This window comes from Rhodobacteraceae bacterium S2214, assembly GCA_025141675.1.
In the GTDB taxonomy this organism is placed as follows: Bacteria; Pseudomonadota; Alphaproteobacteria; order Rhodobacterales; family Rhodobacteraceae; genus Yoonia.
Genome location: CP081161.1, coordinates 1,373,896 through 1,396,751 on the forward strand (window position 1 = coordinate 1,373,896; position 22,856 = coordinate 1,396,751).

The window sequence follows — 22,856 nt, forward strand, 5'->3', positions numbered from 1 at the left end:
TCCACCACACGTTGCGCGAAAATGGTTAATTATTCATGTGTTTGCACGGTGTTTTTGTCTGGATCGGCGGTAAATCGCGGGTCTTGATTCCAGTAGTACCCTTGTCGGTCCTGCCTGCTCCGTTAAGTCTTGCCCTCACAAGGCGCCGCGATTCGAGCGTCACAAGGGGACCGGCATGCAAGAATATCTTAACGCACTTCGAACCGTTCTGGACAAAGGGGTGCCGTCTGATGACCGGACCGGCACCGGCACGACGTCGTACTTCGGGATGCAATGTCGCTACGATCTGCGCGACGGCTTCCCACTAGTGACGACGAAGAAGCTGCATCTCAAGTCCATTATCCATGAACTGCTGTGGTTTCTCGCTGGTGATACAAACATCGGGTATTTGACGGAAAACGGTGTCCGCATCTGGGATGAATGGGCCGATGCCGATGGTGATTTGGGGCCGGTATACGGTTACCAATGGCGGCACTTTCCACAGGTGAAGAACGGGGCGCTAGTGGGCGAGATCGACCAGATTTCAGCGCTGGTGGAGGCGATCAAAACCAACCCATCGTCGCGCCGTCATATCGTGTCCGCATGGAACCCCGGCGACGTTGACGACATGGCGCTGCCGCCGTGCCATACGTTGTGGCAGGTGCGCGTGCAGGGCGACACGATGCACATGCAGCTTTATCAACGCTCTGCCGATATGTTCCTTGGGGTGCCGTTCAACATCGCGTCCTACGCACTGCTGCTGGAAATGCTGGCCCATGTGACGGGATACAAAGCGGGTGAATTCATCCACACGATGGGCGACGCGCATATCTATTCGAACCACATGGATCAGGTCGCGACCCAGCTTGCGCGCACGCCGCACGAAGCCCCGCGTTTGGTCATAAAACGGAAAGTCGACAGCATCTTTGACTTCAAGTTCGACGACTTTGCGTTCGAAAACTACAATCCAGAACCGGTGATCAAAGCGCCGGTGGCGGTTTAGACCATGATTTCACTGATCGTAGCACGGGCCAAAAACAACGCAATCGGGCGAGACGGGGACATGCCTTGGCACCTGCCGGAAGATCTCGCGATGTTTCAACGCGAGACGCGGGGCGGGGCGGTCATCATGGGACGGCGGACATGGGACAGCCTGCCCGAAGCCTACCGCCCGCTCAAAGGGCGCCATAATGTCGTGGTCACGCGGTCTGCGCTTGATGGACCCGATGATGTCGTCGAATCAATCGAAGCGGCCATCGCGGCATGCCATGCAGCAGGCTACACCCGCGTCTACGGGATTGGCGGCGCGGGTATCTATGCGGCGCTGCTTCCATTAGCGGACAGGCTTTTGATCACAGAAGTAGACCTGACTGTGTCGGACGCCGATACGTTTTTCCCTACATTCGATGAAACCGAATGGCGTCAGATCGGCCAGCACGTGTTGCGCCCTGAAGGACCAGCCTGCGTGTTGCGCGAATTAATTAAGTGAGGCGACCATCACCTCCGCACTTTTGGGTGCCATATGGACTAGGGCGCTGACAGGCCCGCAATAGTCTTATTGCTTCACAATGTTCCCGGCCATCTGACGACCATCGCGTCCGTCGATCAGTTCGTAGGTGACCTTTTCGTCATCTGCCAAGCCCGTCAGGCCTGATTGTTCAACCGCAGAGATATGCACGAAAACGTCGGCGCCGCCTTCTTCAGGGGCAATGAACCCGAAACCCTTGGCTGTGTTGAACCATTTTACTGTCCCGCTTGGCATTTGGACGTCTCCCAGTCATTCGATGTTGTCTTCAAATTTGATATTGCTTCACGTAAGGATAGGGCGATTTTTGAGAAGGCAAATCTGAGCGACAATAAAATCTAAAGGCGCTCGAATTGCCTAAAAAGGAGGCGGAAATGCGCTTTATTGGACTAAAAACCTGCGACACGTGCCGTAAAGCGCTGAAGGCGTTAGAGGCTGCTGGAATTGATGTGCAGGTCACCGATGTCAGGGCCGATGGATTGACCGACGCCGAAATTGAGCAAATCGTCGAGAAATTCCCCGCTAAGGCGATTAACAAGGCATCAACCACGTGGCGTGGGTTGAGTGATGCCGAAAAAGAAAGCGATCCCAAAGACTTGCTGCGGGCCCATCCAACATTGATGAAACGCCCGGTGGTGATCGGTGACGATTGGACCATCGGCTGGGACAAAGCCACGCAGGCCAAATGGCTTGGCGCATGAACATGCCATGCATATCTGCAGGCAAAGGAGAACGACATGCGTAATGCTGCTGGCATTTTAGGAATTATCGCGGGCCTGATGGGGATCGTGGTTGGATTGGTGGGCTACGGCTATGCCGAACTGACTGCGAATGTACCTGAAGTAGGCGAGACATTCTGGTTGCTTGAAAACCCTGATTACATTCGCGCGATGAGCTTTCTAGCCCCGCTATTAGCGATTGCGGGTGGTGCGATGGCCAAGACCCGCGCCTTGTGGGCCGGGATCGCGTTGCTGCTGTCTTGTGCGGCGTTCTACACGGCGTTCGGGTTCAACATCGGTACGATGTTCCCGATCGGGTTCGCTGGTTTGGGCGGTCTGTTGGCGATTGCTGCGGGTAAACCTGACGAAGAAAAGGCCCACTTTTAGGGGCTGTATTTTGGCGCAAGCGGTGATTGGGGGCCGGCCCCCAAACCCCCGAGATATTTATGACCAAAAGAAAAGGGGGCCGCGGTGGCCCCCTTTTGCGTCAGCTTCGTAGGTCGGGTGGGGTGGCTTCTAGGCCGAGATCTTTGACGATCTCGTCGAGGGCAATCACCTTGGTCTGCTTTTCACCCAAACGACGCAGGTTGACGGTCCGTTCTTCAACTTCACGCGCGCCGATCGCGAGGATCGCAGGCACCTTGCCAAGCGAATGTTCGCGGACCTTATAGTTGATCTTTTCGTTGCGAATGTCGGCTTCAGCCCGCACGCCCGCAGCTTTCAGCGCCGCAACAACTTCATGCACGTAGTCATTGGCGTCCGAGATGATCGAGGCCACGACGACCTGACGCGGTGCCAGCCAGAACGGCAGTTTGCCCGCGTGTTCCTCGATCAGAATGCCGATAAAGCGTTCAAAGGATCCGAGGGTCGCGCGGTGCAGCATGACCGGCTGATGTTTGTTGCCATCCTGTCCGATATAACTCGCGTCGAGCCGTTCGGGCAGGTTTGCGTCCACCTGAAGTGTGCCACATTGCCAGTCGCGGCCAATCGCGTCGGTTAGTGTGAATTCAAGCTTTGGCCCGTAGAACGCGCCTTCACCTTCGAGGATTTCAAACTCATGCCCTGCCGCACGACATGCATCGCCAAGCGCTGCTTCCATCTGGTCCCAAGTCTCGTCCGACCCGATCCGTTTTTCAGGACGTGTGGACAGTTTGATGGTCCAGTCGTCAAAGCCGAGATCGCTGTAGACGCGGGACAGGAAGTCGATGAAGACCTTGGTTTCCGCAGTGATCTGGTCATCGGCGCAGAAGATGTGCCCATCGTCTTGGGTAAAGCCGCGCACGCGCATGATGCCGTGCAGCGCGCCTGACGGCTCATACCGTGCGCAAGACCCGAATTCGGCCATGCGCAGCGGCAGGTCGCGGTAAGATTTCAAGCCTTGGTTAAAGATTTGCACGTGGCACGGGCAGTTCATCGGCTTGAGCGCGTTGACCGCTTTTTCACGTGCATGATCTTCGTCAACTTCGACGATGAACATGTTTTCTTGGTACTTTTCCCAGTGACCTGACGCTTCCCACAATTTGCGGTCCACGACTTGTGGCGTGTTCACTTCGACGTAGCCGCCTTTGCGCTGTTGGCGGCGCATGTAGTCTTGCAGTTCGGTGTACACCTGCCAGCCGTTAGGGTGCCAGAAGACCTGACCGGGCGCTTCTTCTTGCATATGGAACAAGTCCATTTCGCGACCCAACTTGCGGTGATCACGCAAGGCAGCTTCTTCCAGACGGTGCAAGTGTTGTTTCAGACCTTCTTTGTTGGTGAAGGCCGCGCCGTAGATACGTTGCAACATCGGACGGTCGCTGTCGCCGCGCCAGTAGGCACCTGCGATGGACATCAGTTTGAAGCAATCACCCGCGATCTGCCCAGTGTGCTGCAGGTGCGGTCCACGACACAGGTCTTGCCAGTCGCCATGCCAATACATGCGTAGCGGTTCATCACCCGGGATGCTTTCGATGAGTTCGACCTTGTACGGTTCGCCCTTATCTTTGTAGTGCTGGATTGCCCGTGGGCGATCCCAAATCTCGGTTCGGACTTCATCGCGCTTGTTGATGATTTCCTTCATCTTCTTTTCAATAGTCGCGAGATCTTCGGGAACGAAAGGTTCTTTGCGATCAAAGTCGTAGTACCAACCGTCTTTGATCACAGGCCCGATAGTGACCTGCACATCTGGCCACAATTCTTGGACTGCACGCGCCATGATGTGCGCTAGATCGTGGCGAACAAGTTCCAGTGCTTGCTCTTCATCTTTCATGGTGTGCAGCGCGATGGACGCGTCTTCCTCAATCGGCCAATGCAGGTCGAAATGCTGCCCGTTCACGGTCGCAGAAATCGCCTTTTTGCGCAGGCTGCTTGATATATCAGCAGCTACGTCAGCGGCAGTGATGCCAGCCTCGTATTGGCGCGCGTTGCCGTCAGGAAATGTAAGAGAGATTTGGGCCATGCTATTGGGCTCCTCGTCAGTTTGGCGCCTACGAAGCGCCCGGTTGCGGGTTATGTGTTTGGCCTAAATGGCGAAACTTCGCGAAGCGGTCAAGGCACCACCTGTGCGCCCGCGGTCCGCCATCTTGAAAGGTGACGGCGCGCGACACGCAATCGCCATTCAGCATCCGTCCTTGCGCCACAATTGGGCGGCAAAACGACCCCATGCAGTATTCTTATGAGCAAGGTGTCATCTAATGAGAGAGATTTTACTGGGTTTTTTCGCTTTGGCGATCCTGTCGGCCTGTGGCGGGGGAAGTACGTCAAATCCGCCGCCAATATCTGGGATTAATGCGCTCCGCGCGGAAACGTCCCGACTTGCCGCAATAGGCGAGACGCTTGATGTCACGCCCGCCGATTCAGTTGCAGTCACCGGACGCGCCGAATTTAAAGGCGTTTTGGCGGTTGGATTGCTGCCTGACTCATATGGTGGGATCGGGTTGGGCGGTGATATGATCATGGGCGTCGACTTCGATACCGGCGATGTGACTGGCGAAGTAGTCGACTTTTACAGCCGCGATGGTGATGCACTTGACGGTGCATTGGCCCTATCGAATGGCGCGGCTTTTGCCTTTGCTGATGGCGTTTTCGTCGGTGCTGAGGTATCCGGTGACCTAGAGATTTACGGCGAAGTGAAAGACGTGGAAGGCATCATAGCCGGAGGTGTCGCAGGCGACAGCGGCGATATCGTGGCTGGGCTTGTCGAATTGGACTATGACTGGCAACTGCCAGGCGACGGGCCAATCATTACTACGACGCTTGAGGGTGGATTCATCGTCGAACGTCAGTAGTCGCACAACCTGCACAATACGATCTTGCGGGGCGGTGGGCTGTGTGGTCATTTGGCCCCATGACACAGACATCTGATCCCGCATTTTTCGTGACGCCGCAGGGGCGTCGTATTGCTTATCACCTGACGGACGGCGCCGCGCCTGCGGTTGTTTTCCTAGGCGGTTTCAAATCCGATATGATGGGCACAAAGGCCATCCACCTTGAAGAATGGGCGCGTCGTGAAGGTCGCGCTTTTTTGCGGTTCGATTATTCGGGGCATGGAGAAAGCGACGGCGCGTTCACGGACGGCGCGATTGGCGATTGGTTCGAAGATGCCCGCGCCGCCATCGGTTTGATCGCTGGCAAGGTTGTCTTGGTCGGGTCCTCCATGGGCGGGTGGATTTCGTTGCTTTTGGCCCGCGATATGCCTGAACGGATTGCAGGGTTAGTGACCATCGCTGCCGCTCCTGATTTTACCGAAGACAGCATGTGGGCCGGATTTGATGATACGCAAAAGGCGGCGCTGGAAACTGACGGGCAGGTCGCATTGCCGTCAGAGTATGGTGATCCCTACATCATCACGAAGCGCCTGATCGCCGAAGGGCGTGATCGCCTTGTCCTGCGTGATCCGCTGGATCTGCCATTCCCGACGCGTTTCTTGCAGGGTACGGCGGATGCCGATGTGGATATGTCCGTCGCATTGCGCCTGCTTGATCATGCCAGTGGCCCTGACATGCGGCTGACGCTTGTGGATGGGGCGGATCACCGGTTTTCTGATGAGACCTGCCTTGATCTGATCCAAACTTCCGTCACAGACGTTCTGCAATCCCTGACCTAAAGCCGATCAAACGTGACGTCACGCTAGGGACAGCGCCACAGACCGCTTAGGCACGATCCAACCAAATACGTGGGAGGATTGGGGCATGGCGTTATCTTTGGGACAAAAGGCGGGCTGGGGGCTGGCCGACATGGGCATCGTGGTCTTTGTCGTGGTCAAACAACTGCTCGTGCTGGTTTTTCTGACGTCCGTTTTGGGGGTCCCTGTCGGGATCGCGGGATTTGTCACCACGGCTGTGTTGATCTTCGATATGATTACAGACCCGCTTGTTGGTCACTACAGCGACAGAACCCATAGCCGGTTCGGGCGACGCGCCCCGTGGATGGCGGTTGGCGCGGTTGTGATGGCAGCAGGAATGGCCGCATTGTTTGCTGTGCCCGATGGGCTGCCGTTGGCCGGCGATCTGGCCTGGGTCATCGCATTTTTTGGTGTCGCCACCATTGGCTTCACGATGGTTGCGATCCCGTTTAGTGCGCAAGCGGGCGAAATGACCCAGGATCCGCGTGAACGGTCCGCCATGACCGGCTGGCGCATGGGGTTCGCGAGTGTTGGTATCCTAATCGGCGGCGCATTGGTGCCCGGATTGGCCGCAAACATGGGATACGCCATGGCTGCTGTGGCTGTTAGCCCCCTCATCATCGGTGCGATCTGGATATCCCTGTTTGCGACGCGCAAAGCCCCGCGACTGGCGCAAACCGCCCCGATCCCATTGAAAAAAGCCTATCGTTTGGTTTTCGACAACCGCGCCTTCATGGTGTTGGTCGCGTTATATGGCGTGATGACTCTTGCAATTGCACTGATCACCGCCGGATTGCCGTTTGCTGCGATCTATCTCATCGTTGATGCGGGGGACAACGCGCTGTCAGGCGTGGCCGAGGCGTTGACGACGCTCAGCTTGATGTTCGCGGCCTTTGTTGTCGGTTCTATCGTCAGCCAAGCGTTTTGGGTTCGGCTGTCTAATCGGATCGGCAAATTAGCGGCGTTGCAAGGCGGGCTGGTTTTGTATGTGACGTTGCTGTGCGGGCTGTTTTCTGTGCTGCCGTCGGTCAATGTCACGGCGATGGCGGGGATGTTTGTGCTCGCTGGTTTTGCGAACGGATCGTACCAGCAAATCCCTTGGGCGTTGTACCCTGATCTGATGGATGTCACGCGGGCCAAGACGGGGGCTGCGATCGAAGGTGCGTTTTCTGCGGTCTGGCTGTTCGGTCAGAAATTGGCAAACGCGTTGGCACCGCTGGTGTTGGGGCTTTTCTTGCAGGCAGCGGGCTGGTTAGAGACAACAGCAGGCGTGGTCACCCAAGAACCGAGCGCGATCACAATGCTGCATGTCGCAATCACATTGATGCCTGCTGCCATTTTGGTGATTTCTCTTTTGGGGCTGGCTTTGGTATACCGACCGTTGGCACAGGCAGCACTTGGCAGATAAATGTATGAGATCCAAACGCTAGAAGCGGACATCGCGGCGGCGGAAGCAAAGGTAGACCATCTGCGTGATGGATGTGCCAAATGTATCAGTTGGGCAGGGGACGCGGGCGTACAAACGGATTTAGCGGTCGTGTTTATCCACGGGTTTTCTGCGACATGCGGTGAATTGCGCCCATTGCCCGAAATGATAGCAGAGGCGCTGGGCGCAAATCTGTTTTGCACGCGTTTGATGGGGCATGGCCTAGACGGCGACGCAATGGGCCGCGCCACCTTGGAAGGATGGCGCGCTGATGTGCGCGAGTCAGCAGCCATCGGGCAAAGCCTTGGCAAAAAAGTGCTCTACATCGGCTGTTCGACCGGGTGCACGCTGACGACCTTGGGGCTGACGAATGGTGACATTCCGACAGACACGGCGCTGGGCGCGGTGTTTGTGTCACCCAATTTCGGACTGCGGCACAAGGCGGCACAGGCCGTGTTGGACATCCCGTTCTCGGAATACTGGGCCCCTTATTTAATTGGTAAAGAACGCAAATTCGACGTTATCAGTGACGGGCACGCTCAGTTCTGGACGACACGCTATCCGACCAAGGCGGTGAAACCGATGGGGGATGCGGTGCGGGCGGCAATGCGATCTAAATTGTCGGGCATTCACACACCAATGTTTATGGCCGTGAACCCGGATGATCAGGTGATTAACCCGACGCGTGCCCGCAAAGTGATGATGGAATGGGGCGGTCCGACGTATAAGTTGGCGCTGAAACAGACCAAGGACGACGACGCCATGGGGCACGTCATGGCGGGTGATGTCTTTAGTCCCGGCCAAACTGCGCCACTTGCGGCACGTATTGTCGAATGGGCACATAATCTCTGACTTTCCCCCTTCCATTGGGGAAAGACTTGCGCCTAAAGAATGCGGACGGCAGTGTCGTCACAATCAAAAAAGTATCAGGCAAGCAGACCCATGAAATTGTTCAAGGCCCTCAAATAGTATGGGCGATCCGGTAGTCTTTATTCCGCCAATGTTGTGCGATGCCCGTGTTTTTGCGGATCAAATCGCCGAATTGTCGCGCGATAATCCCGTCCTGTTTGCGCCGACGCGCGGGATGGATACGATCGAGGCGATCGCGGCCCAGATTTTGTCATGGGCACCGCAGGAATTTGCTTTGGCTGGCGGTGGCATGGGCGGCATGGTTGCGCTTGAATTGCTGCGACGCGCGCCCAAACGTATCACGCGTGTGGCGTTCATCAATGTGAATGCCCAAGCCGATACACCTAAAACCGCCGCAGACCGCGAACCGATCATCATTGCCGCCAAGGCCGGCCGCTTTAACGATGTGATCGCCGAACGCTTCGCACCAGAACGGTTTTGCGAAGACACCGATGTCACAGCCTTGATGCCGTTGCTGCATGATATGGCAGAGGGCATTGGCGCAGAGGCGTTCGTAAAGCAGGCGCGTGCGGTCCAGCGCCGCAAAGACCAACAAGCAGTGCTGCGCAAGATCAAGCAGCCTGCGTTGGTGATATCAAGCGACAGCGACCCAGATAACACGAAACGCAGGCAAGATTTCGTGGCCGAGATGATCCCGTATGCCAAACACGAGGTGATCAAAGGCGCAGGGCTTTTGCCATCGCTTGAACAGCCCGCGCAGTTGTCGAAAATACTCAGGGACTGGTGCCGCCAGCCGCTGGTGCTGCGCTAAAGAAAAAGGCGGTCACTGGGACCGCCTTCTCTTATTTCTTGCTGTTTGCCGCTTTGCGTCCGGCCCTTGTTTTGGGGGCTGCTTTCGCTTTGGTCGGTTTCTTTTCCGTCTTTTCCGCAGCTTTCACCGGTTCGGCCTTTGGGGCAGCTTTGGTCTTTTTGGCGGCAGGCTTCTTCGGTGGATTGTCTGCGACGACTTTCAGGTCAGCCTTAGCTGGTGCTGGCTTGGCCGCGGGTGCAGGGTCTTCGGAATTGGCATCGATGAAATCCAACACCAACGGGCGGATGTTGTCCCGCCAGCTGCGCCCCGCAAAGATACCGTAGTGACCAGCGCCCGGTTCGAGATGTGACGCTTTTTTACTGTCGTCCAATCCGGTCAAAAGCCCCAACGCCGCAAGGCATTGGCCCGGCGCAGAGATATCGTCTTCTTCACCTTCGACAATCTTCACCGCGACATTATCAATTTTGCCAATATCGACCTGTTGGCCGTTCACAACAAAGGCATTACGCGCAATGTCGCGGCCTTTGAAAATACGTTCAACCGTCGACAGGTAGAATTCGGCGGTCATGTCCATCACGGCAAGGTATTCGTCGTAGAAGATGTTGTGTTTGTCATGATCGCGGGCTTCGCCCTTGGCGGACTTGATGATCTGGTCGCGGAATGCGTTTGCGTGGGTTTCGCCGTTCATCGAAATGAAGGACGCCAATTGCAGCAAACCTGGGTACACCATGCGGCCAACGCCTGCATATTTGAAGCCAACGCGCTGGATCATAGTCTGTTCAAGCTGGCCCATGGTGACGGACCGACCAAAATCTGTGACTTCAGTATGGTTCGCTTCGGGGTCAACTGGGCCGCCGATCAACGTCAGGGATTTAGGCTGGGCAGTTGGATCTTCGCCAGCGAGATAGGCGGTCGCAGCAAGCGCAAGAGGCACGGGCTGACAAACAGCAATCACGTGGATGTCTGATCCAAGCTCTTTCATGAAATCGACGAGGTATAATGTGTAGTCTTCGACGTCGAACTTGCCTGCGCTGACGGGGATGTCGCGCGCATTGTGCCAGTCGGTCACATATACTTCGCAATCGGGCAAAAGGCTGATCACCGTTTTGCGCAGCAATGTCGCGTAGTGGCCGGACATCGGCGCGGCCAGCAGAACACGACGCTTCATCGGTTCGCGGCCTTGGACCTCGATATGGATCAAATCGCCAAAATCGCGTTCCAGCACAACTTTGACGTCGACAGGGTGGTCGCGGCCGTCGCCTGTCGGGACAGGCGGGATATTCCAATCCGGTTTTACAACCATGCGACCAAATGTCCGCTCAGTTACTTCGCCCCAAGCGCGCAACCAGTCCATTGCGGGGTTTGTGGTAAGCGACATCATCGGGTAGTCTGCAAATGCGCGTGCTGTTGCGCCCAACCATTGGTTGGTGTTGCGAGTGGCTTCCATGAGGTCGTATGTCATCATGTATTTCATTTGAGACGGCTCCTGTTCGCGCGCACTTGGTATTTATTAACGCCTGTTAATACAAAAGTAACGAAATGCTGCAACTGCACGGTAGGACGCATAGATTAAGATGACAACAACTGAATCAGACGACCGCGCAATAAATGAAACAAATGCAACGACGCTTGAAGCGAATCTTTCGCGAATAGAAGAGCTTACCCAGCGGTTGCTTGTTGCAATGAATCCCAAACGGCACGTCCCAACGTCGTTGCAAGGTCCGTCTCCAGATCTTTATGCAAAGGCAGCATCCGCATACGTCACCGAAATGATGAACAATCCGGGCAAGATTATCGAACAGCAGGTCGCGTTCTGGGGCAAATCGGTCAAACACTATATTGAGTCGCAGCATCTGCTTGCCCAAGGCAAATTGGCGCATCCTGTAGATGAAACCGCACCGGACCGCAGGTTTGCCCATGAACTGTGGGACACGAACCCGTATTTCAATTTTATCAAGCAGCAGTATCTGATGAACGCGGACGCCGTACGTGATGCGATTTCCGCGATTGATACGATGGACGATGGCGAAAAGCGCCGTCTTGAATATTTCGGCGAACAGATTGTCGATATGTTCAGTCCGACAAACTTTCTTGCCACCAATCCCGAAGCATTAAGTCTCGCCGCTGAGACAGAAGGTGAAAGCCTTGTCGCGGGGTTAGAAAACCTGATCCGTGATCTTGAAGCAAACGACGGCGATCTGGTTGTGACGCTAGCCGATAAGGAAGCGTTTGAGGTGGGGCGCAACCTTGCCACGTCGCCCGGAGAGGTCGTGTACCGCAATCACCTGTTTGAATTGATCCAGTACACCCCGAGCACCGAAAAAGTGCATGAAATCCCGTTGGTGATCTTCCCGCCGTGGATCAACAAGTTCTACATCCTCGATCTGAAACCAGCCAACAGCATGATCAAATGGGCGGTAGAGCAGGGGTACACGGTCTTTGTGGTGTCTTGGGTCAACCCAGACGCAACCTACCGTGACACGTCGATGACAAACTATGTCGAAGACGGTTACCTGACGGCGATTGATCAAGTGAAATCGATCTGCGGCGTCAAGAAGGTGAACGCAGTTGGTTATTGTATCGCAGGCACAACCCTGTCGATCACACTGGCTTTGATGGCGCAGCGTGGCGATAAATCGATCAATTCAGCCACCTTGTTCACAACTCTGACCGATTTCTCGGATCGGGGCGAAGTTGGTGTGTTCTTGGATGACGATTTTGTTGACGGGATCGAAGCCGAAGTTGCGGAAGCAGGCGTGCTTGACCGGTATTATATGTCGCGGACTTTCAGCTTCTTACGTTCGAATGACTTGATCTACGGTCCGGCGATCAAAAGCTACATGCTGGGCAAAGCCCCACCTGCGTTTGATCTGCTGTATTGGAACGGGGACGGGACGAACTTGCCTGCGAAAATGTCGGTCGAATATCTACGGGGCCTCTGCCAAGGCGATAATTTCGCGACGTCCGGTTTTGATATCGCGGACACGACTGTGCGCCTGTCAGAGGTGACTGTGCCGATCTGCGCGATTGCTTGCGAAACCGATCATATTGCGGCTTGGAAAAGCAGCTACCGTGGGGTTCAGGGGATGGGGTCGAAGGATAAGACGTTCATTCTGTCAGAGTCTGGTCACATCGCGGGTATCATCAATCCGCCGTCCAAGAAGAAGTATGGACACTATACCAACCCCGAACTGGGGCTGACGCCTGATGATTGGCTTGCTGATGCGGACAAACACGAAGGGTCTTGGTGGCCACGTTGGGATGCATGGCTTGCGCCACGGTCAGGTAAACAGGTGAAGGCGCGCACGCCGGGGGACAAGAACCACCCGGTTCTTGGGCCTGCTCCGGGGACATATGTGGCCAAGTGAGTCGCGAAATCACGTTCGCCTGAAGCGTGTTTTTTCCAATTTTTCTGTGTGTTTGATCCCTGTTTTTTAGGGCTATACGGCTTAACCCTACGTAAAGATTGGATAATATGCAGGTGCAGAATTTTTATGCTGCAATGCAGAAAAAGACTTGAAATGCCGCATCGCAGCATGCATATTGGTGTCAGACGAAATGATGCGGTCCTCCCCCGCGAAACCATTTACCTGAAAGGTCAGTACCATGGCTAACACACAAGATTTTACAGCTGTTTTCAAAGACATGATGGGTTCTTTCCCAATCGACACAAAAGCAGTTGAAGAGCAGTTCAAGTCTTCTACGACATTGGCTGAAAAAATGTCCGGCGTTGCAATCGACGCTGCTGGCAAATCTGCTGAGCTGTCCGCAAAATGGACACAGGACACACTTGCTAAAGTTGAAGCAATGTCCAAAGCAAAGGCAGAGCCTGCTGATTACGCAAAAGCAATGACAGACTTCGCGTCTACATCTGCCGAAGCTGCTGCAGAGCACATGTCAGCATTCGCTGAAATCGCGAAAAAAGTTCAGACTCAGACAATGGAACTGATGATGGCTGCTGGCAAAGACATGTCCGAAGACATGACTGCTGCTGCGAAGAAAGCACAGACAGAACTGACAACAGCTGCGAAAAAAGCGACTGCTTCTGCAAAGTAAGCGTTGTAAGAAATTAACCGCGCCTCTCCTCCCTTAGGTGTCGGTATTTCGAGGCGGTCTGCAATGCGGGCCGCCTTTTTTCGTACAGAACAGCCGTCACATCCGGTTAACGATTTGTGAAGGTTGTTCGTGCAAAACAATCCAGATCACGTCGCGCTGAAGTGCTGTGATTTGCAACTTTTGTCGTAAGTGCGTATAACGTTTCCAATAAAAATAATGACTTGAGCGGTTTCTTCGAATGTTCACAATTTTAAACAGCGTCTGGGATAACATCCTCGGCCCGCTTTTGCAGCGTCCTAAACGCCAGCAAGTTGCTGCCCTTTGCTATCGTGGCGATGGGGCTGACAAAGAGGTATTGCTGATCTCTAGTCGTGATACCGGCCGCTGGATTATTCCAAAGGGCTGGCCGATCCGCGGCAAAAACGGCCCGCAATCTGCGATGCAGGAAGCATGGGAAGAAGCTGGTGTGCGTAAAGGCACAACTGATGCTGATGCGATTGGCACGTATACATACGACAAACGCCAGTCGACCGGTTGGTCCTTTCCCGTTGAGACGATGGTATATCCTGTCGCTGTGGAAACCATCGAGGATGAATTTCCAGAGGTGGCACAGCGCAAACGTCAATGGGTAAGCCCAGACGACGCCGCTGATCTGGTGCAAGAACCGGAATTGCAGAGCATCCTGCGCAGCATCTGAAACGCTAGGCTTTTGTTGCTTTATTGCGAATAATCGTTGAAAGCTGCCCCCGAATAGACGGGAGTGGGACATGACCAACAGAAACGATGACGGGCGTCACTTAGATACGCTTGATCGTGATTTAGCACGATTTTCAAATTTGGAACTTGCGACGCAATACGTGTCCCGCCCGATGGTCGGGCCCGGGATTTCGATCTTGTTCGTCGTATTGGCCGGCCTGTTGGCCTTGTTGTTTCTGGGACAGACGACGAACACCTTGATCGTTGTGATCGCAGCATGTTTGGGCGCCTACATGGCCTTGAATATCGGTGCGAACGATGTTGCCAACAATATGGGGCCAGCCGTTGGTGCCAATGCGTTGTCGATGGGCGGCGCGATCGGGATCGCGATTGTCTTTGAAAGTGCTGGCGCGTTGATTGCTGGTGGCGATGTGGTGTCCACAATTGCAAAGGGCATCATTGAACCAGAAAGCATGGGCGACGCCCAAACGTTTATGTGGGCGATGATGGCAGCGCTTTTGTCTGCCGCACTTTGGGTGAACCTTGCCACGTGGGTCGGCGCACCTGTGTCCACGACCCATTCGGTCGTTGGCGGTGTAATGGGTGCGGGGATCGCTGCGGCTGGCTTTGCTGCGGTGACTTGGCCGACAATGGGCGCGATTGCCGCAAGCTGGGTGATTTCGCCTGTGCTGGGTGGTGCGATTGCCGCCGGTTTCTTGTGGTTGATCAAGGCTAAGATCATCTACACGCCTGATAAAATCGCCGCTGCACGCAAGTGGGTGCCAATTTTGGTCGGCATCATGGCGGCTGCTTTCGCCGCGTATCTGGCGCTGAAAGGCATCAAGAAGCTGATCAAAATCGACATCCTGACAGCCTTGATGATTGGTGCTGCGATTGGTGTGATCACGTGGCTGGTAATGATCCCCGTCATCAAAAAGCAGTCCGAAGGTCTAGAAAATCGCAACAAATCCCTGAAGGTTTTGTTCGGTATTCCGTTAGTCGTGTCGGCTGCATTGCTCAGCTTTGCGCACGGTGCGAACGATGTTGCGAACGCCGTTGGCCCATTGGCTGCGATTGTGCAGGTGGCTGAATCCGGTGATTTTACGCAGGCGTTTAGCATCCCTGCTTGGGTTATGATCATCGGTGCCTTCGGGATTTCCTTTGGTCTGTTCCTGTTCGGGCCGAAACTGATCCGCATGGTGGGTGGTCAGATCACAAAGCTGAACCCGATGCGTGCGTATTGTGTGGCGCTGTCCGCGGCGATCACCGTGATCGTGGCCAGCTGGCTGGGGCTGCCCGTTAGCTCTACTCACATTGCCGTCGGTGGTGTGTTTGGTGTTGGTTTCTTCCGCGAATGGGACGCGGAACGCCGGATCAAAGCCGCACGTCAAGCAATGCCAGATCGGCCAAGCTATGGACCAGAAGAACGCCGTCGCCGCAAATTAGTACGCCGTTCACACTTCATGACGATCATCGCCGCATGGGTCATCACTGTGCCTGCTGCCGCGATTTTGTCTGCGCTGATCTTCTTCGGGATCACTGCGATCGTTGGTTAAGTAAACCAAAAAAGGGGGCCGCGCGGCCCCCTTTGCTATCTCCAAAACGACCCCTCCCGTTTTCTTTTCTTTTCTTTTGCGGCACTGCCGCTTAGGCTTTGCTGCAATGCAGTACGTCTAGGGAGGGACAGCATATGGCCGAGGCTAACAAACCATTGCTTATCAAGCGCTACGCGAGCCGTCGTCTCTACAACACCGAGACGAGCGATTACGTGACGCTGGAAGATATCGCGACGTTCATTCGTGAAGGGCGTGAGGTCCAGATCGTTGACCTCAAATCAGGTGATGACCTGACCCGTCAGTACCTGCTGCAAATTATCGCAGAACACGAAAGCCGCGGCGAAAGCGTGTTGGGCGTTGATATTCTGACCGATCTCGTGCGCAGCTACACCAGTCAGGCGTCTTCCGTCGTTCCGGATTTTCTGCGGGCGAGCTTTGAGATGCTACAAAACGGTCAATCCAAGGCGATGGAGAACATGACCAAGGTGAACCCGATGGCCGCGATGCCCGGGTTTGACGCGATGCGTGCGCAGCAAGAAATGTTCATGAAGGCGATGACCGGTGGCATGATGCCTGGTGGCACCACACCGGACAGTTCGTCCCCTGAAAAATCATCCGGCGACGACCTGAGTGACATCAAGGACCAGCTGTCCGCATTGCAAGAAAAACTAGCCAAAATGGGCAAATAACGCCTTTTCGGCGCGAAGGATAAAACGATGGTTACGACGGCCGGACGTGTCACCTTATGGGGGATCGAAGTCTTTGTGGCGACGGCAGAAGAAGGGGCGATTTCAGCAGCTTCGCGCCGGCTGGGCACTTCTGCAGCGACGGTCAGCCAACAGTTGACGAACCTTGAAGGCGCGATTGGCACGACCCTACTTGATCGGGGCGCACGTCCTGTGACGTTGACACCTGCTGGCGAAATGTTCCTTCGCCGCGCGAACACCATCTTGAACGAAGCAGAGCAAGCCCGCGCTGAATTGGCGATGGCAGATTTGTCGCGTCTGACGCGGTTACGTCTGGGGATGGTCGAAGATTTCTCGGCGGATGTGACGCCAGCGCTGCTCGCTGAAATGTCCGCTGATCTGATGAACTGCCACTTCCTGCTTGAGACGGGCGCGACCCATCAACTGACCGAACTTCTCGATTCTCGGGCCTTGGATATCATCGTTGCTGCTGAGACAGGTCGCCATGATCCGGGCGTTGAAGTTTACCCGCTGATGGAAGAACCGTTTGTCGCCGCTGTGCCAAAGGGCCGGATCAAGGAAGGCGACATCGCCAAACAGCTACGCCGCATGCCGTTGATCCAATACACGACGCGCCATCATATGGGGCGCATGGTCAAAGCGCACTTGGATGAAGAAGGCATCACATTGTCCCACAGGTTCGAACTGGACAGCTACCACGCGATTATGGCTATGGTCGCTGAAGGGGCAGGGTGGTCCATCCTGACGCCGCTGGGTTGGATGCGGGCTGCGCGGTTCCGCGATGATGTGGATCTGATTGAACTGCCATTTGCGCCAATTTCACGCAAAATCACACTGACATCCCGCAAAGATGTGCTGTCAACGATGCCCGCGACGATCGCCGAACGGTTGCGCCCGTTGCTCAAAGACATGATTGTTGATCCGGCTGTCGCAGAGCATCCTTGGTTGGCTGAAAAACTCCGCCTGATTTGATTGCCGTTTGTGCGGCGACCCCTTAGACATTTTGAAAAGGGGGACGTGATGCAAAACAACGATGTCGCTGAACGGGGTTTGGTCTTGCTGGGATGCGGTAAGATGGGATCTGCAATGCTGGCCGGATGGCTGGCGGGTGGTTTACCTGCTGCGTCGGTCTGGGTGTTGGACCCGCATCCGTCGGATTGGGTGAAGGCCCAAGGCGTTCATATCAATACAGATTTACCCGCTAACCCCGCGATCATTTTGGTCGCTGTGAAGCCGCAGATGATGGGCGATGCTTTGCCCAGCCTAAAGGCGCTTGGCAATGGCGAAACATTGTTCGTGTCCGTTGCTGCGGGCACCTCAATTACGACATTCGAAGACGTCTTGGGGGCGCAAACCCCGATCGTGCGCGCCATGCCAAATACACCGGCGGCCATCGGGCAGGGGATCACTGCACTGATCGGCAACGCCCGTGTGACGGACGCCCAGCTTGATCTCGCGGATCAGTTTTTGGCGGCCGTAGGCCAGACAGTGCGTTTGGAAAATGAAGGACAGATGGATGCGGTGACGGCTGTGTCGGGATCAGGCCCAGCTTACGTCTTCCACCTGATAGAGACCTTGGCCGCAGCGGGGACTGCGCGTGGTCTGCCCGCGGACATGGCGATGCAACTGGCGAAAGCGACAGTCGCGGGCGCGGGTGCACTGGCCGCGCAAGCAGAAGAACGACCGGATCAATTGCGGGTAAACGTGACATCGCCGGGTGGTACGACGCAGGCGGCACTCAATGTGCTTATGAATCAAAATGATGGTTTTCCCGCGCTATTAATGCGTGCAGTTGATGCAGCTGCCGACAAATCAGAGGAATTGGGCCGTGACTGACGAGATTACATTTGATGATTTCCTGAAGGTGGATGTGCGTGTCGGCACCGTCCGACGCGCCGAAGCCTACCCAGAGGCACGCGTGCCCGCGATCAAGCTTTGGATCGATTTTGGCGAAGAGATCGGCGAGAAAAAAACGTCTGCCCAGATCACTGCGCATTACGATCCCGATATGATTATTGGCAAACAAGTTCTGGCCGTTGTGAACTTTCCACCGCGCCAGATTGGTAAGTTCATGTCAGAGGTTCTTGTGCTTGGCATGCCTGACAAAGATGGTGGCGTGGTGCTTGTTGGGCCAGACCAGAATGTACCCGTGGGAGGGCGACTGCATTGAAAACACTTCTGATAACGCGCCCGATTGCCGAAGCGGTGATCGACCAAGCCCGCGAATTGTTTGATGTGACCGTCAGCGAAACGGGCGCATTGGACGAAGCCGCAGCAGAACAAGCGTTACAAAGCTACGATGCTATTTTGCCGACTTTGGGCGATCTATTCAGCGCGCAGGCGTTTGCAGGTGCGGCTGGAAATATGCGTTGCAAAATGCTGGGCAATTTTGGCGTGGGCTACAACCATATCGACGTGGCCGCTGCGAAACAGGCCGGCGTTCTGGTGTCCAACACGCCTGACGTGCTGACCGACGCGACAGCAGATATCGCGATGACGTTGCTTCTGGCAACCGCGCGGCGTGCAGGAGAAGGCGAACGACTTGTCCGGTCTGGCAACTGGGCCGGCTTTGGCCCGAAGGACCTGCTTGGCACGCATGTGACAGGGAAAACCGTCGGGATCGTTGGTATGGGCCGGATCGGCCAAGCGATTGCGCGACGGTGTCACTACGGTTTTGGAATGGACGTCGTGTTCTACAACCGCTCCGCGAAGGCTGTCGATTTCCCCGCGACGCAACTGCCAACGCTCGCAGACACGATGGGGGGCGCTGATTTTGTCGTTGTGGCAACCCCTGGAGGTGCCGCGACAACCCACCTGATCGACGGCGCCGCCCTATCGGCGATGAAACCGTCCGGCATTTTTGTGAATATCAGCCGTGGCGAAGTTGTTGATGAACCTGCGTTGGTCGCGGCGCTTGAAACGGGGCAGATTGCGGGTGCTGGTTTGGACGTCTACGAAAACGAACCGGCCGTGCCTGAGGCGCTGAAAGCAATGGATCACTGTGTGCTACTGCCGCATCTTGGCAGCGCGACAGTCGAAACACGGCAGGCGATGGGCCAAATGGCTTTGGACAATATTATTGCGTGGTCAAATGGAAACGTTCCGCCGCAATCCGTTTGAATTGAAACGATTGTTGCGCAGAACAAACAAATTTCCGTGACCGACGGAAATTCTTACGGCTAGGGTCGCTATTCTTTTGGGTAGTTAATTCGTGTCGCCAACGGCGGCGCGCCAATGGCGCCTGCACAAAGAAACATAGCGTTCATTTCCGCCGATGGATACTTGATCCCCGTCCGTTAATACGCGGCCAGTGTCGTCTTTGCGAACGACCATCGTCGCCTTTCTCCCGCAATGACAAATCGTGCGGACTTCGCGCATTTCGTCACAAATCGCGAGCAATGCGGCAGAGCCCGGAAATAGTTTTCCTTGGAAATCGACCCGCAGGCCAAAGCACATAATCGGCACTTTCAGATCGTCCACTGCACGGGCCAATTGCCAAACCTGATCTTCACCTAGGAATTGTGCTTCGTCGATAAAGACGCAGGCGCATGGACCTGCGTCGAGGCGCGTTTTGAGCTTAGAAAAAAGGTCTTCGCCGGGGCAGAACGTGTCGGCGTCTTCGCCAATACCAATGCGGCTGGCAATACGTCCTTCGCCCGCACGATTGTCGAATTGGGCGGTCAGCAAATAGGTCTGCATGCCCCGTTCGATGTAGTTATGGGATGCCTGCAAAAGGACAGTCGATTTGCCTGCGTTCATTGTCGAGTAATTGAAATAGAGCTTTGCCATGCGCCCAAATAGCGTCGCCTGGCGACTAAATGCAAGATCGTCATCTGCGCTTTAGCCACCAGACGTCAGACCCTTACCACCAACCGTGAGTGGCCAGTTGTTGGAAACTGGCTGCACCGCGTTTCAAATCAGAAAGCGAATGCAATAGATGGTCGGGTCTTCTGTGTGCCCCCGTCCCAAGGACACTTTCCAAATGACAAACAACCGTGATTTGAATAATGGGAATGACAGAATGCTTTTCCCCTCCATTGCCTATACGTGGTGGGGTGCGTAAAGTGCATGAAACACCTTGGGGGACGCGATGGCCGAATATAACGGTTACCTAAAGAAGCACACCGAAGCCTTGGTCAAGGATGTCGGTATTGAAAACGCATGTAAGCTAACTGGTCGGTCCAAGGCGACGTTGGGACGGTACTATTCGGACAGCGAAGAACATTCTGATCGGTTCATGCCTGTTGATGCTGTTGCCGCATTGGAAGCAGCTGCATCCTATCCGCATGTCACGTCAGCATTGGCAGAAATGCGCGGCATTACAATGTCTTACAATGATGAACGCCCGAATAAAGAAGGCGGCATCAATTCTGATGTGATCATGCTGAGCCAACGTTTTGCGATGTTGATGGGTGAATACAACCAGTCGATAGAAGACGGTGTGATCTCTGCAAACGAAGCAAAGCGCCTGCTGCGCGAAACGCTCGCTTTGCAAAAAGTTCTGATCGAAATGAAGTTGCATCTTGAAGATGAGCACGAGTGATTACGATCCATCCGCACCGATCGATCTAGCCGATCTTCCCTTGATTGTGCCGGATGCGCTGCATCCAATCGACGTTACGTCACTCGCTGGGCCGGATGGGCCGCAACATCCGCCACGCATCCTGATTCTATACGGAAGCCTGCGTTCTGGTAGCTATTCGCGGCTTGCCGCCGAAGAAGGGGCGCGTGTTTTGCGTGTTCTGGGCTGCGATGTGCGCTTTTTTGATCCGACGGGTCTTGGCGCGCCGGATGATCCAACAGCGGACGAAGGCAAGGTTCAAGAATTGCGTGATCTGGTCATGTGGTCCGAAGGAATGGTTTGGTCCAGCCCCGAACGGCATGGCGCGATGACGGGTCTGATGAAGACGCAGATCGACCATATTCCGTTATCTCCGATTGGCGGAATTCGCCCAACGCAAGGCAAGACGCTTGCTGTGATGCAGGTGTGTGGCGGTTCGCAATCGTTTAACACTGTGAACCAGCTTCGCATTCTGGGGCGCTGGATGCGTCTGATCACGATCCCGAACCAGTCGTCCGTACCAGCCGCTTACAACAAGTTTGAAAAGGGCCGGATGCTGCCCGGGTCGCATTACAACCGGATCGTTGACGTCATGGAAGAACTCGCGCGTTTCACGATCATGACGCGGGGTCGTCCGCAATTAACGGATCGCTATTCCGAACGCGTTGAAACGCTGGAACAGACGCACGAGCGTGTCATCAAGCTTTAGCTGCGTGTGACGATCACGGAACCGACGGAATAGCCCGCGCCGAACGAACAGATGATTCCAGTGTCACCTGCCTGCAAATCCTTAGAATTCTGAGAAAACGCAATGATCGATCCCGCAGAGGACGTGTTGGCGTAATCTTGCAGGATGTTCGGTTGTTCACCCTCGGCAGGTTCACGGCCCAGTACCTTTTTGCCAATATAATCGTTCATCGTCTTGTTGGCTTGGTGCAGCCAGAGGCGGTTCAGATCGTCCGCTTGAACGCCTTCGTCGGCCATGTGTTCTGCAATATGTCGGCTGACAAGCGGCAGGACCTCTTTGAAGACTTTCCGACCGTTCTGCATGAATTGCATGTCGCGCTGATCATCCATTTGGTCATGGGCGCGGCGCAAGAATCCATTGTTGTTGCGAATGTTGTTCGAAAACTGTGTAGCGCACCGCGTCGACTTGACTTTGAAATGCGGCTTGGTCAGGCGTTCGTCGCGTTCCAGCAAAGTCGCTGTGGCGACGTCGCCAAAGATGAAGTGGCAGTCGCGGTCGCGCCATTCCAGATGCGCCGAACAAATCTCTGGGTTCACGACCAACGCGCGGCGGATCGATCCGGATTTGATCATGTCGGCGGCTGTCTGGATGCCAAAGGTGGCAGAGGAACAGGCGACATTCATATCGAAGGCAAAGCCGCTCGCACCAAGAAGCTGTTGGATTTCAACCGCAATGGCTGGGTAGGCGCGTTCATGGTTGGACGCTGCACAGATCACCAGATCCACATCTGCGGCATCGATGCCTGCTTCGTCCAACGCCTTTTGACAGGCGTCGACACCGATCTCTGCCATGATGCTTGGTGCGTCGTCGTCGCGTGGCGCCAGTGATGGGGACATGCGGTCCGGATCAAGAATGCCTGACTTATTCAAGACATAGCGCTGTTCAATGCCCGATGCCGCAAGGATGAAGTCCGCAGATGAATGCGGTACGGGGTCCATATCACCGGCCGCAATCGCGTCTGCGTTTTTGGCGTTCTGCTTATCCGCATAGGCGTTAAATGCGACGACCAATTCGTCGTTGGTGATCGCGTCTTTAGGGGTAAAGACGCCGGTGCCGGTGATTGCAACTTTGAACATGTGACCATCCATTTTAGGTCCGCA

The 22,856-nt window shown here is 55.1% G+C and carries 25 protein-coding genes; 20 read left to right on the top strand and 5 right to left on the bottom strand.

The window, feature by feature from the left end; all coding sequences use genetic code 11:
- The first annotated feature begins 175 nt into the window (after positions 1-175).
- Complete coding sequence (locus K3729_06800) at positions 176-982, top strand: thymidylate synthase (GenBank protein ID UWR00477.1); 807 nt, start codon at positions 176-178, stop codon at positions 980-982.
- Positions 983-985: 3 nt separating this feature from the next.
- Positions 986-1,468, top strand: a complete 483-nt coding sequence (locus K3729_06805; GenBank protein ID UWR00478.1) for a dihydrofolate reductase — start codon at positions 986-988, stop codon at positions 1,466-1,468.
- 66 nt (positions 1,469-1,534) lie between these two features.
- On the opposite strand, the gene K3729_06810 is transcribed toward K3729_06805, so the two are convergent.
- Entirely contained in the window at positions 1,535-1,741 is a 207-nt protein-coding gene (locus K3729_06810; GenBank protein ID UWR00479.1) for a cold-shock protein, read from the bottom strand.
- 137 nt (positions 1,742-1,878) lie between these two features.
- On the opposite strand from K3729_06810, the gene K3729_06815 reads away from it, so the two are divergent.
- Positions 1,879-2,205: an arsenate reductase gene (locus K3729_06815; protein UWR00480.1), complete on the top strand. Its 327-nt coding sequence runs from the start codon at positions 1,879-1,881 to the stop codon at positions 2,203-2,205.
- A gap of 36 nt (positions 2,206-2,241) precedes the next feature.
- Entirely contained in the window at positions 2,242-2,610 is a 369-nt protein-coding gene (locus K3729_06820; GenBank protein ID UWR00481.1) for a hypothetical protein, read from the top strand.
- A 100-nt stretch (positions 2,611-2,710) separates the two neighbouring features.
- Here the strand turns inward: K3729_06820 and thrS are convergent, their stop codons facing one another.
- Positions 2,711-4,660 (bottom strand): threonine--tRNA ligase, encoded by a 1,950-nt coding sequence (gene thrS / locus K3729_06825; GenBank protein UWR00482.1) that lies wholly within the window; start codon positions 4,658-4,660, stop codon positions 2,711-2,713.
- Positions 4,661-4,895: 235 nt separating this feature from the next.
- On the opposite strand from thrS, the gene K3729_06830 reads away from it, so the two are divergent.
- From K3729_06830 to K3729_06850, 5 genes are all read left to right on the top strand, one after another.
- Positions 4,896-5,489, top strand: a complete 594-nt coding sequence (locus tag K3729_06830; protein ID UWR00483.1) for a hypothetical protein — start codon at positions 4,896-4,898, stop codon at positions 5,487-5,489.
- A 59-nt stretch (positions 5,490-5,548) separates the two neighbouring features.
- Positions 5,549-6,307: an alpha/beta hydrolase gene (locus K3729_06835; protein UWR00484.1), complete on the top strand. Its 759-nt coding sequence runs from the start codon at positions 5,549-5,551 to the stop codon at positions 6,305-6,307.
- 85 nt (positions 6,308-6,392) lie between these two features.
- On the top strand, positions 6,393-7,733 hold the full coding sequence (locus K3729_06840) for an MFS transporter (GenBank protein UWR00485.1): 1,341 nt from the start codon (positions 6,393-6,395) through the stop codon (positions 7,731-7,733).
- Positions 7,734-8,603 carry an alpha/beta hydrolase gene (locus tag K3729_06845; GenBank protein ID UWR00486.1) on the top strand — a complete coding sequence of 290 codons (870 nt, stop codon included), beginning with the start codon at positions 7,734-7,736 and terminating at the stop codon, positions 8,601-8,603.
- Positions 8,604-8,751: 148 nt separating this feature from the next.
- Positions 8,752-9,432 carry an alpha/beta hydrolase gene (locus tag K3729_06850; protein ID UWR00968.1) on the top strand — a complete coding sequence of 227 codons (681 nt, stop codon included), beginning with the start codon at positions 8,752-8,754 and terminating at the stop codon, positions 9,430-9,432.
- A 31-nt stretch (positions 9,433-9,463) separates the two neighbouring features.
- Here K3729_06850 and phaZ read toward each other — a convergent pair whose 3' ends face one another.
- Positions 9,464-10,906, bottom strand: a complete 1,443-nt coding sequence (phaZ, locus tag K3729_06855) for a polyhydroxyalkanoate depolymerase (GenBank protein UWR00487.1) — start codon at positions 10,904-10,906, stop codon at positions 9,464-9,466.
- A gap of 100 nt (positions 10,907-11,006) precedes the next feature.
- On the opposite strand from phaZ, the gene phaC reads away from it, so the two are divergent.
- From phaC to K3729_06900, 9 genes are all read left to right on the top strand, one after another.
- Positions 11,007-12,800, top strand: coding sequence for a class I poly(R)-hydroxyalkanoic acid synthase (phaC, locus tag K3729_06860; protein UWR00488.1), 1,794 nt, complete (start codon positions 11,007-11,009; stop codon positions 12,798-12,800).
- 238 nt (positions 12,801-13,038) lie between these two features.
- Positions 13,039-13,488, top strand: a complete 450-nt coding sequence (locus K3729_06865) for a phasin family protein (protein UWR00489.1) — start codon at positions 13,039-13,041, stop codon at positions 13,486-13,488.
- A gap of 238 nt (positions 13,489-13,726) precedes the next feature.
- Positions 13,727-14,185 (top strand): NUDIX hydrolase, encoded by a 459-nt coding sequence (locus tag K3729_06870; GenBank protein UWR00490.1) that lies wholly within the window; start codon positions 13,727-13,729, stop codon positions 14,183-14,185.
- 70 nt (positions 14,186-14,255) lie between these two features.
- Positions 14,256-15,740 (top strand): inorganic phosphate transporter, encoded by a 1,485-nt coding sequence (locus K3729_06875; protein ID UWR00491.1) that lies wholly within the window; start codon positions 14,256-14,258, stop codon positions 15,738-15,740.
- A gap of 134 nt (positions 15,741-15,874) precedes the next feature.
- Positions 15,875-16,429 carry a polyhydroxyalkanoate synthesis repressor PhaR gene (gene phaR / locus K3729_06880; GenBank protein UWR00492.1) on the top strand — a complete coding sequence of 185 codons (555 nt, stop codon included), beginning with the start codon at positions 15,875-15,877 and terminating at the stop codon, positions 16,427-16,429.
- Positions 16,430-16,456: 27 nt separating this feature from the next.
- Positions 16,457-17,419, top strand: coding sequence for a LysR family transcriptional regulator (locus K3729_06885; protein ID UWR00493.1), 963 nt, complete (start codon positions 16,457-16,459; stop codon positions 17,417-17,419).
- A gap of 48 nt (positions 17,420-17,467) precedes the next feature.
- Positions 17,468-18,283, top strand: coding sequence for a pyrroline-5-carboxylate reductase (proC, locus tag K3729_06890; protein UWR00494.1), 816 nt, complete (start codon positions 17,468-17,470; stop codon positions 18,281-18,283).
- On the top strand, positions 18,243-18,617 hold the full coding sequence (locus tag K3729_06895) for a tRNA-binding protein (GenBank protein UWR00495.1): 375 nt from the start codon (positions 18,243-18,245) through the stop codon (positions 18,615-18,617). Before proC ends, K3729_06895 begins: the two co-directional genes overlap by 41 nt.
- Positions 18,614-19,567: a D-glycerate dehydrogenase gene (locus K3729_06900; GenBank protein UWR00496.1), complete on the top strand. Its 954-nt coding sequence runs from the start codon at positions 18,614-18,616 to the stop codon at positions 19,565-19,567. Before K3729_06895 ends, K3729_06900 begins: the two co-directional genes overlap by 4 nt.
- 84 nt (positions 19,568-19,651) lie before the next feature.
- On the opposite strand, the gene K3729_06905 is transcribed toward K3729_06900, so the two are convergent.
- Complete coding sequence (locus tag K3729_06905; GenBank protein UWR00497.1) at positions 19,652-20,236, bottom strand: thymidine kinase; 585 nt, start codon at positions 20,234-20,236, stop codon at positions 19,652-19,654.
- Positions 20,237-20,537: 301 nt separating this feature from the next.
- On the opposite strand from K3729_06905, the gene K3729_06910 reads away from it, so the two are divergent.
- Both K3729_06910 and arsH read left to right on the top strand, forming a co-directional pair.
- Positions 20,538-20,990 (top strand): hypothetical protein, encoded by a 453-nt coding sequence (locus K3729_06910; GenBank protein UWR00498.1) that lies wholly within the window; start codon positions 20,538-20,540, stop codon positions 20,988-20,990.
- On the top strand, positions 20,977-21,717 hold the full coding sequence (arsH, locus tag K3729_06915) for an arsenical resistance protein ArsH (protein ID UWR00499.1): 741 nt from the start codon (positions 20,977-20,979) through the stop codon (positions 21,715-21,717). The genes K3729_06910 and arsH overlap by 14 nt, the downstream gene beginning before the upstream one ends.
- On the opposite strand, the gene K3729_06920 is transcribed toward arsH, so the two are convergent.
- A complete protein-coding gene (locus tag K3729_06920) occupies positions 21,714-22,832 on the bottom strand; it encodes a beta-ketoacyl-ACP synthase III (GenBank protein UWR00500.1) in 1,119 nt (372 codons plus the stop codon). The two genes, arsH and K3729_06920, sit on opposite strands and share 4 nt — an antisense overlap.
- Between the last annotated feature and the right edge of the window lie 24 nt (positions 22,833-22,856).

Bases quoted from the DNA above. Each gene is read 5' to 3' on its own strand.
- K3729_06800 (UWR00477.1), top strand. From the start codon at position 176: ATGCAAGAATATCTTAACGCACTTCGAACCGTTCTGGACAAAGGGGTG.
- K3729_06805 (UWR00478.1), top strand. From the start codon at position 986: ATGATTTCACTGATCGTAGCACGGGCCAAAAACAACGCAATCGGGCGA.
- K3729_06810 (UWR00479.1), bottom strand. From the start codon at position 1,741: ATGCCAAGCGGGACAGTAAAATGGTTCAACACAGCCAAGGGTTTCGGG.
- K3729_06815 (UWR00480.1), top strand. From the start codon at position 1,879: ATGCGCTTTATTGGACTAAAAACCTGCGACACGTGCCGTAAAGCGCTG.
- K3729_06820 (UWR00481.1), top strand. From the start codon at position 2,242: ATGCGTAATGCTGCTGGCATTTTAGGAATTATCGCGGGCCTGATGGGG.
- thrS (UWR00482.1), bottom strand. From the start codon at position 4,660: ATGGCCCAAATCTCTCTTACATTTCCTGACGGCAACGCGCGCCAATAC.
- K3729_06830 (UWR00483.1), top strand. From the start codon at position 4,896: ATGAGAGAGATTTTACTGGGTTTTTTCGCTTTGGCGATCCTGTCGGCC.
- K3729_06835 (UWR00484.1), top strand. From the start codon at position 5,549: ATGACACAGACATCTGATCCCGCATTTTTCGTGACGCCGCAGGGGCGT.
- K3729_06840 (UWR00485.1), top strand. From the start codon at position 6,393: ATGGCGTTATCTTTGGGACAAAAGGCGGGCTGGGGGCTGGCCGACATG.
- K3729_06845 (UWR00486.1), top strand. From the start codon at position 7,734: ATGTATGAGATCCAAACGCTAGAAGCGGACATCGCGGCGGCGGAAGCA.
- K3729_06850 (UWR00968.1), top strand. From the start codon at position 8,752: ATGTTGTGCGATGCCCGTGTTTTTGCGGATCAAATCGCCGAATTGTCG.
- phaZ (UWR00487.1), bottom strand. From the start codon at position 10,906: ATGAAATACATGATGACATACGACCTCATGGAAGCCACTCGCAACACC.
- phaC (UWR00488.1), top strand. From the start codon at position 11,007: ATGACAACAACTGAATCAGACGACCGCGCAATAAATGAAACAAATGCA.
- K3729_06865 (UWR00489.1), top strand. From the start codon at position 13,039: ATGGCTAACACACAAGATTTTACAGCTGTTTTCAAAGACATGATGGGT.
- K3729_06870 (UWR00490.1), top strand. From the start codon at position 13,727: ATGTTCACAATTTTAAACAGCGTCTGGGATAACATCCTCGGCCCGCTT.
- K3729_06875 (UWR00491.1), top strand. From the start codon at position 14,256: ATGACCAACAGAAACGATGACGGGCGTCACTTAGATACGCTTGATCGT.
- phaR (UWR00492.1), top strand. From the start codon at position 15,875: ATGGCCGAGGCTAACAAACCATTGCTTATCAAGCGCTACGCGAGCCGT.
- K3729_06885 (UWR00493.1), top strand. From the start codon at position 16,457: ATGGTTACGACGGCCGGACGTGTCACCTTATGGGGGATCGAAGTCTTT.
- proC (UWR00494.1), top strand. From the start codon at position 17,468: ATGCAAAACAACGATGTCGCTGAACGGGGTTTGGTCTTGCTGGGATGC.
- K3729_06895 (UWR00495.1), top strand. From the start codon at position 18,243: ATGCAGCTGCCGACAAATCAGAGGAATTGGGCCGTGACTGACGAGATT.
- K3729_06905 (UWR00497.1), bottom strand. From the start codon at position 20,236: ATGGCAAAGCTCTATTTCAATTACTCGACAATGAACGCAGGCAAATCG.
- K3729_06910 (UWR00498.1), top strand. From the start codon at position 20,538: ATGGCCGAATATAACGGTTACCTAAAGAAGCACACCGAAGCCTTGGTC.
- arsH (UWR00499.1), top strand. From the start codon at position 20,977: ATGAGCACGAGTGATTACGATCCATCCGCACCGATCGATCTAGCCGAT.
- K3729_06920 (UWR00500.1), bottom strand. From the start codon at position 22,832: ATGTTCAAAGTTGCAATCACCGGCACCGGCGTCTTTACCCCTAAAGAC.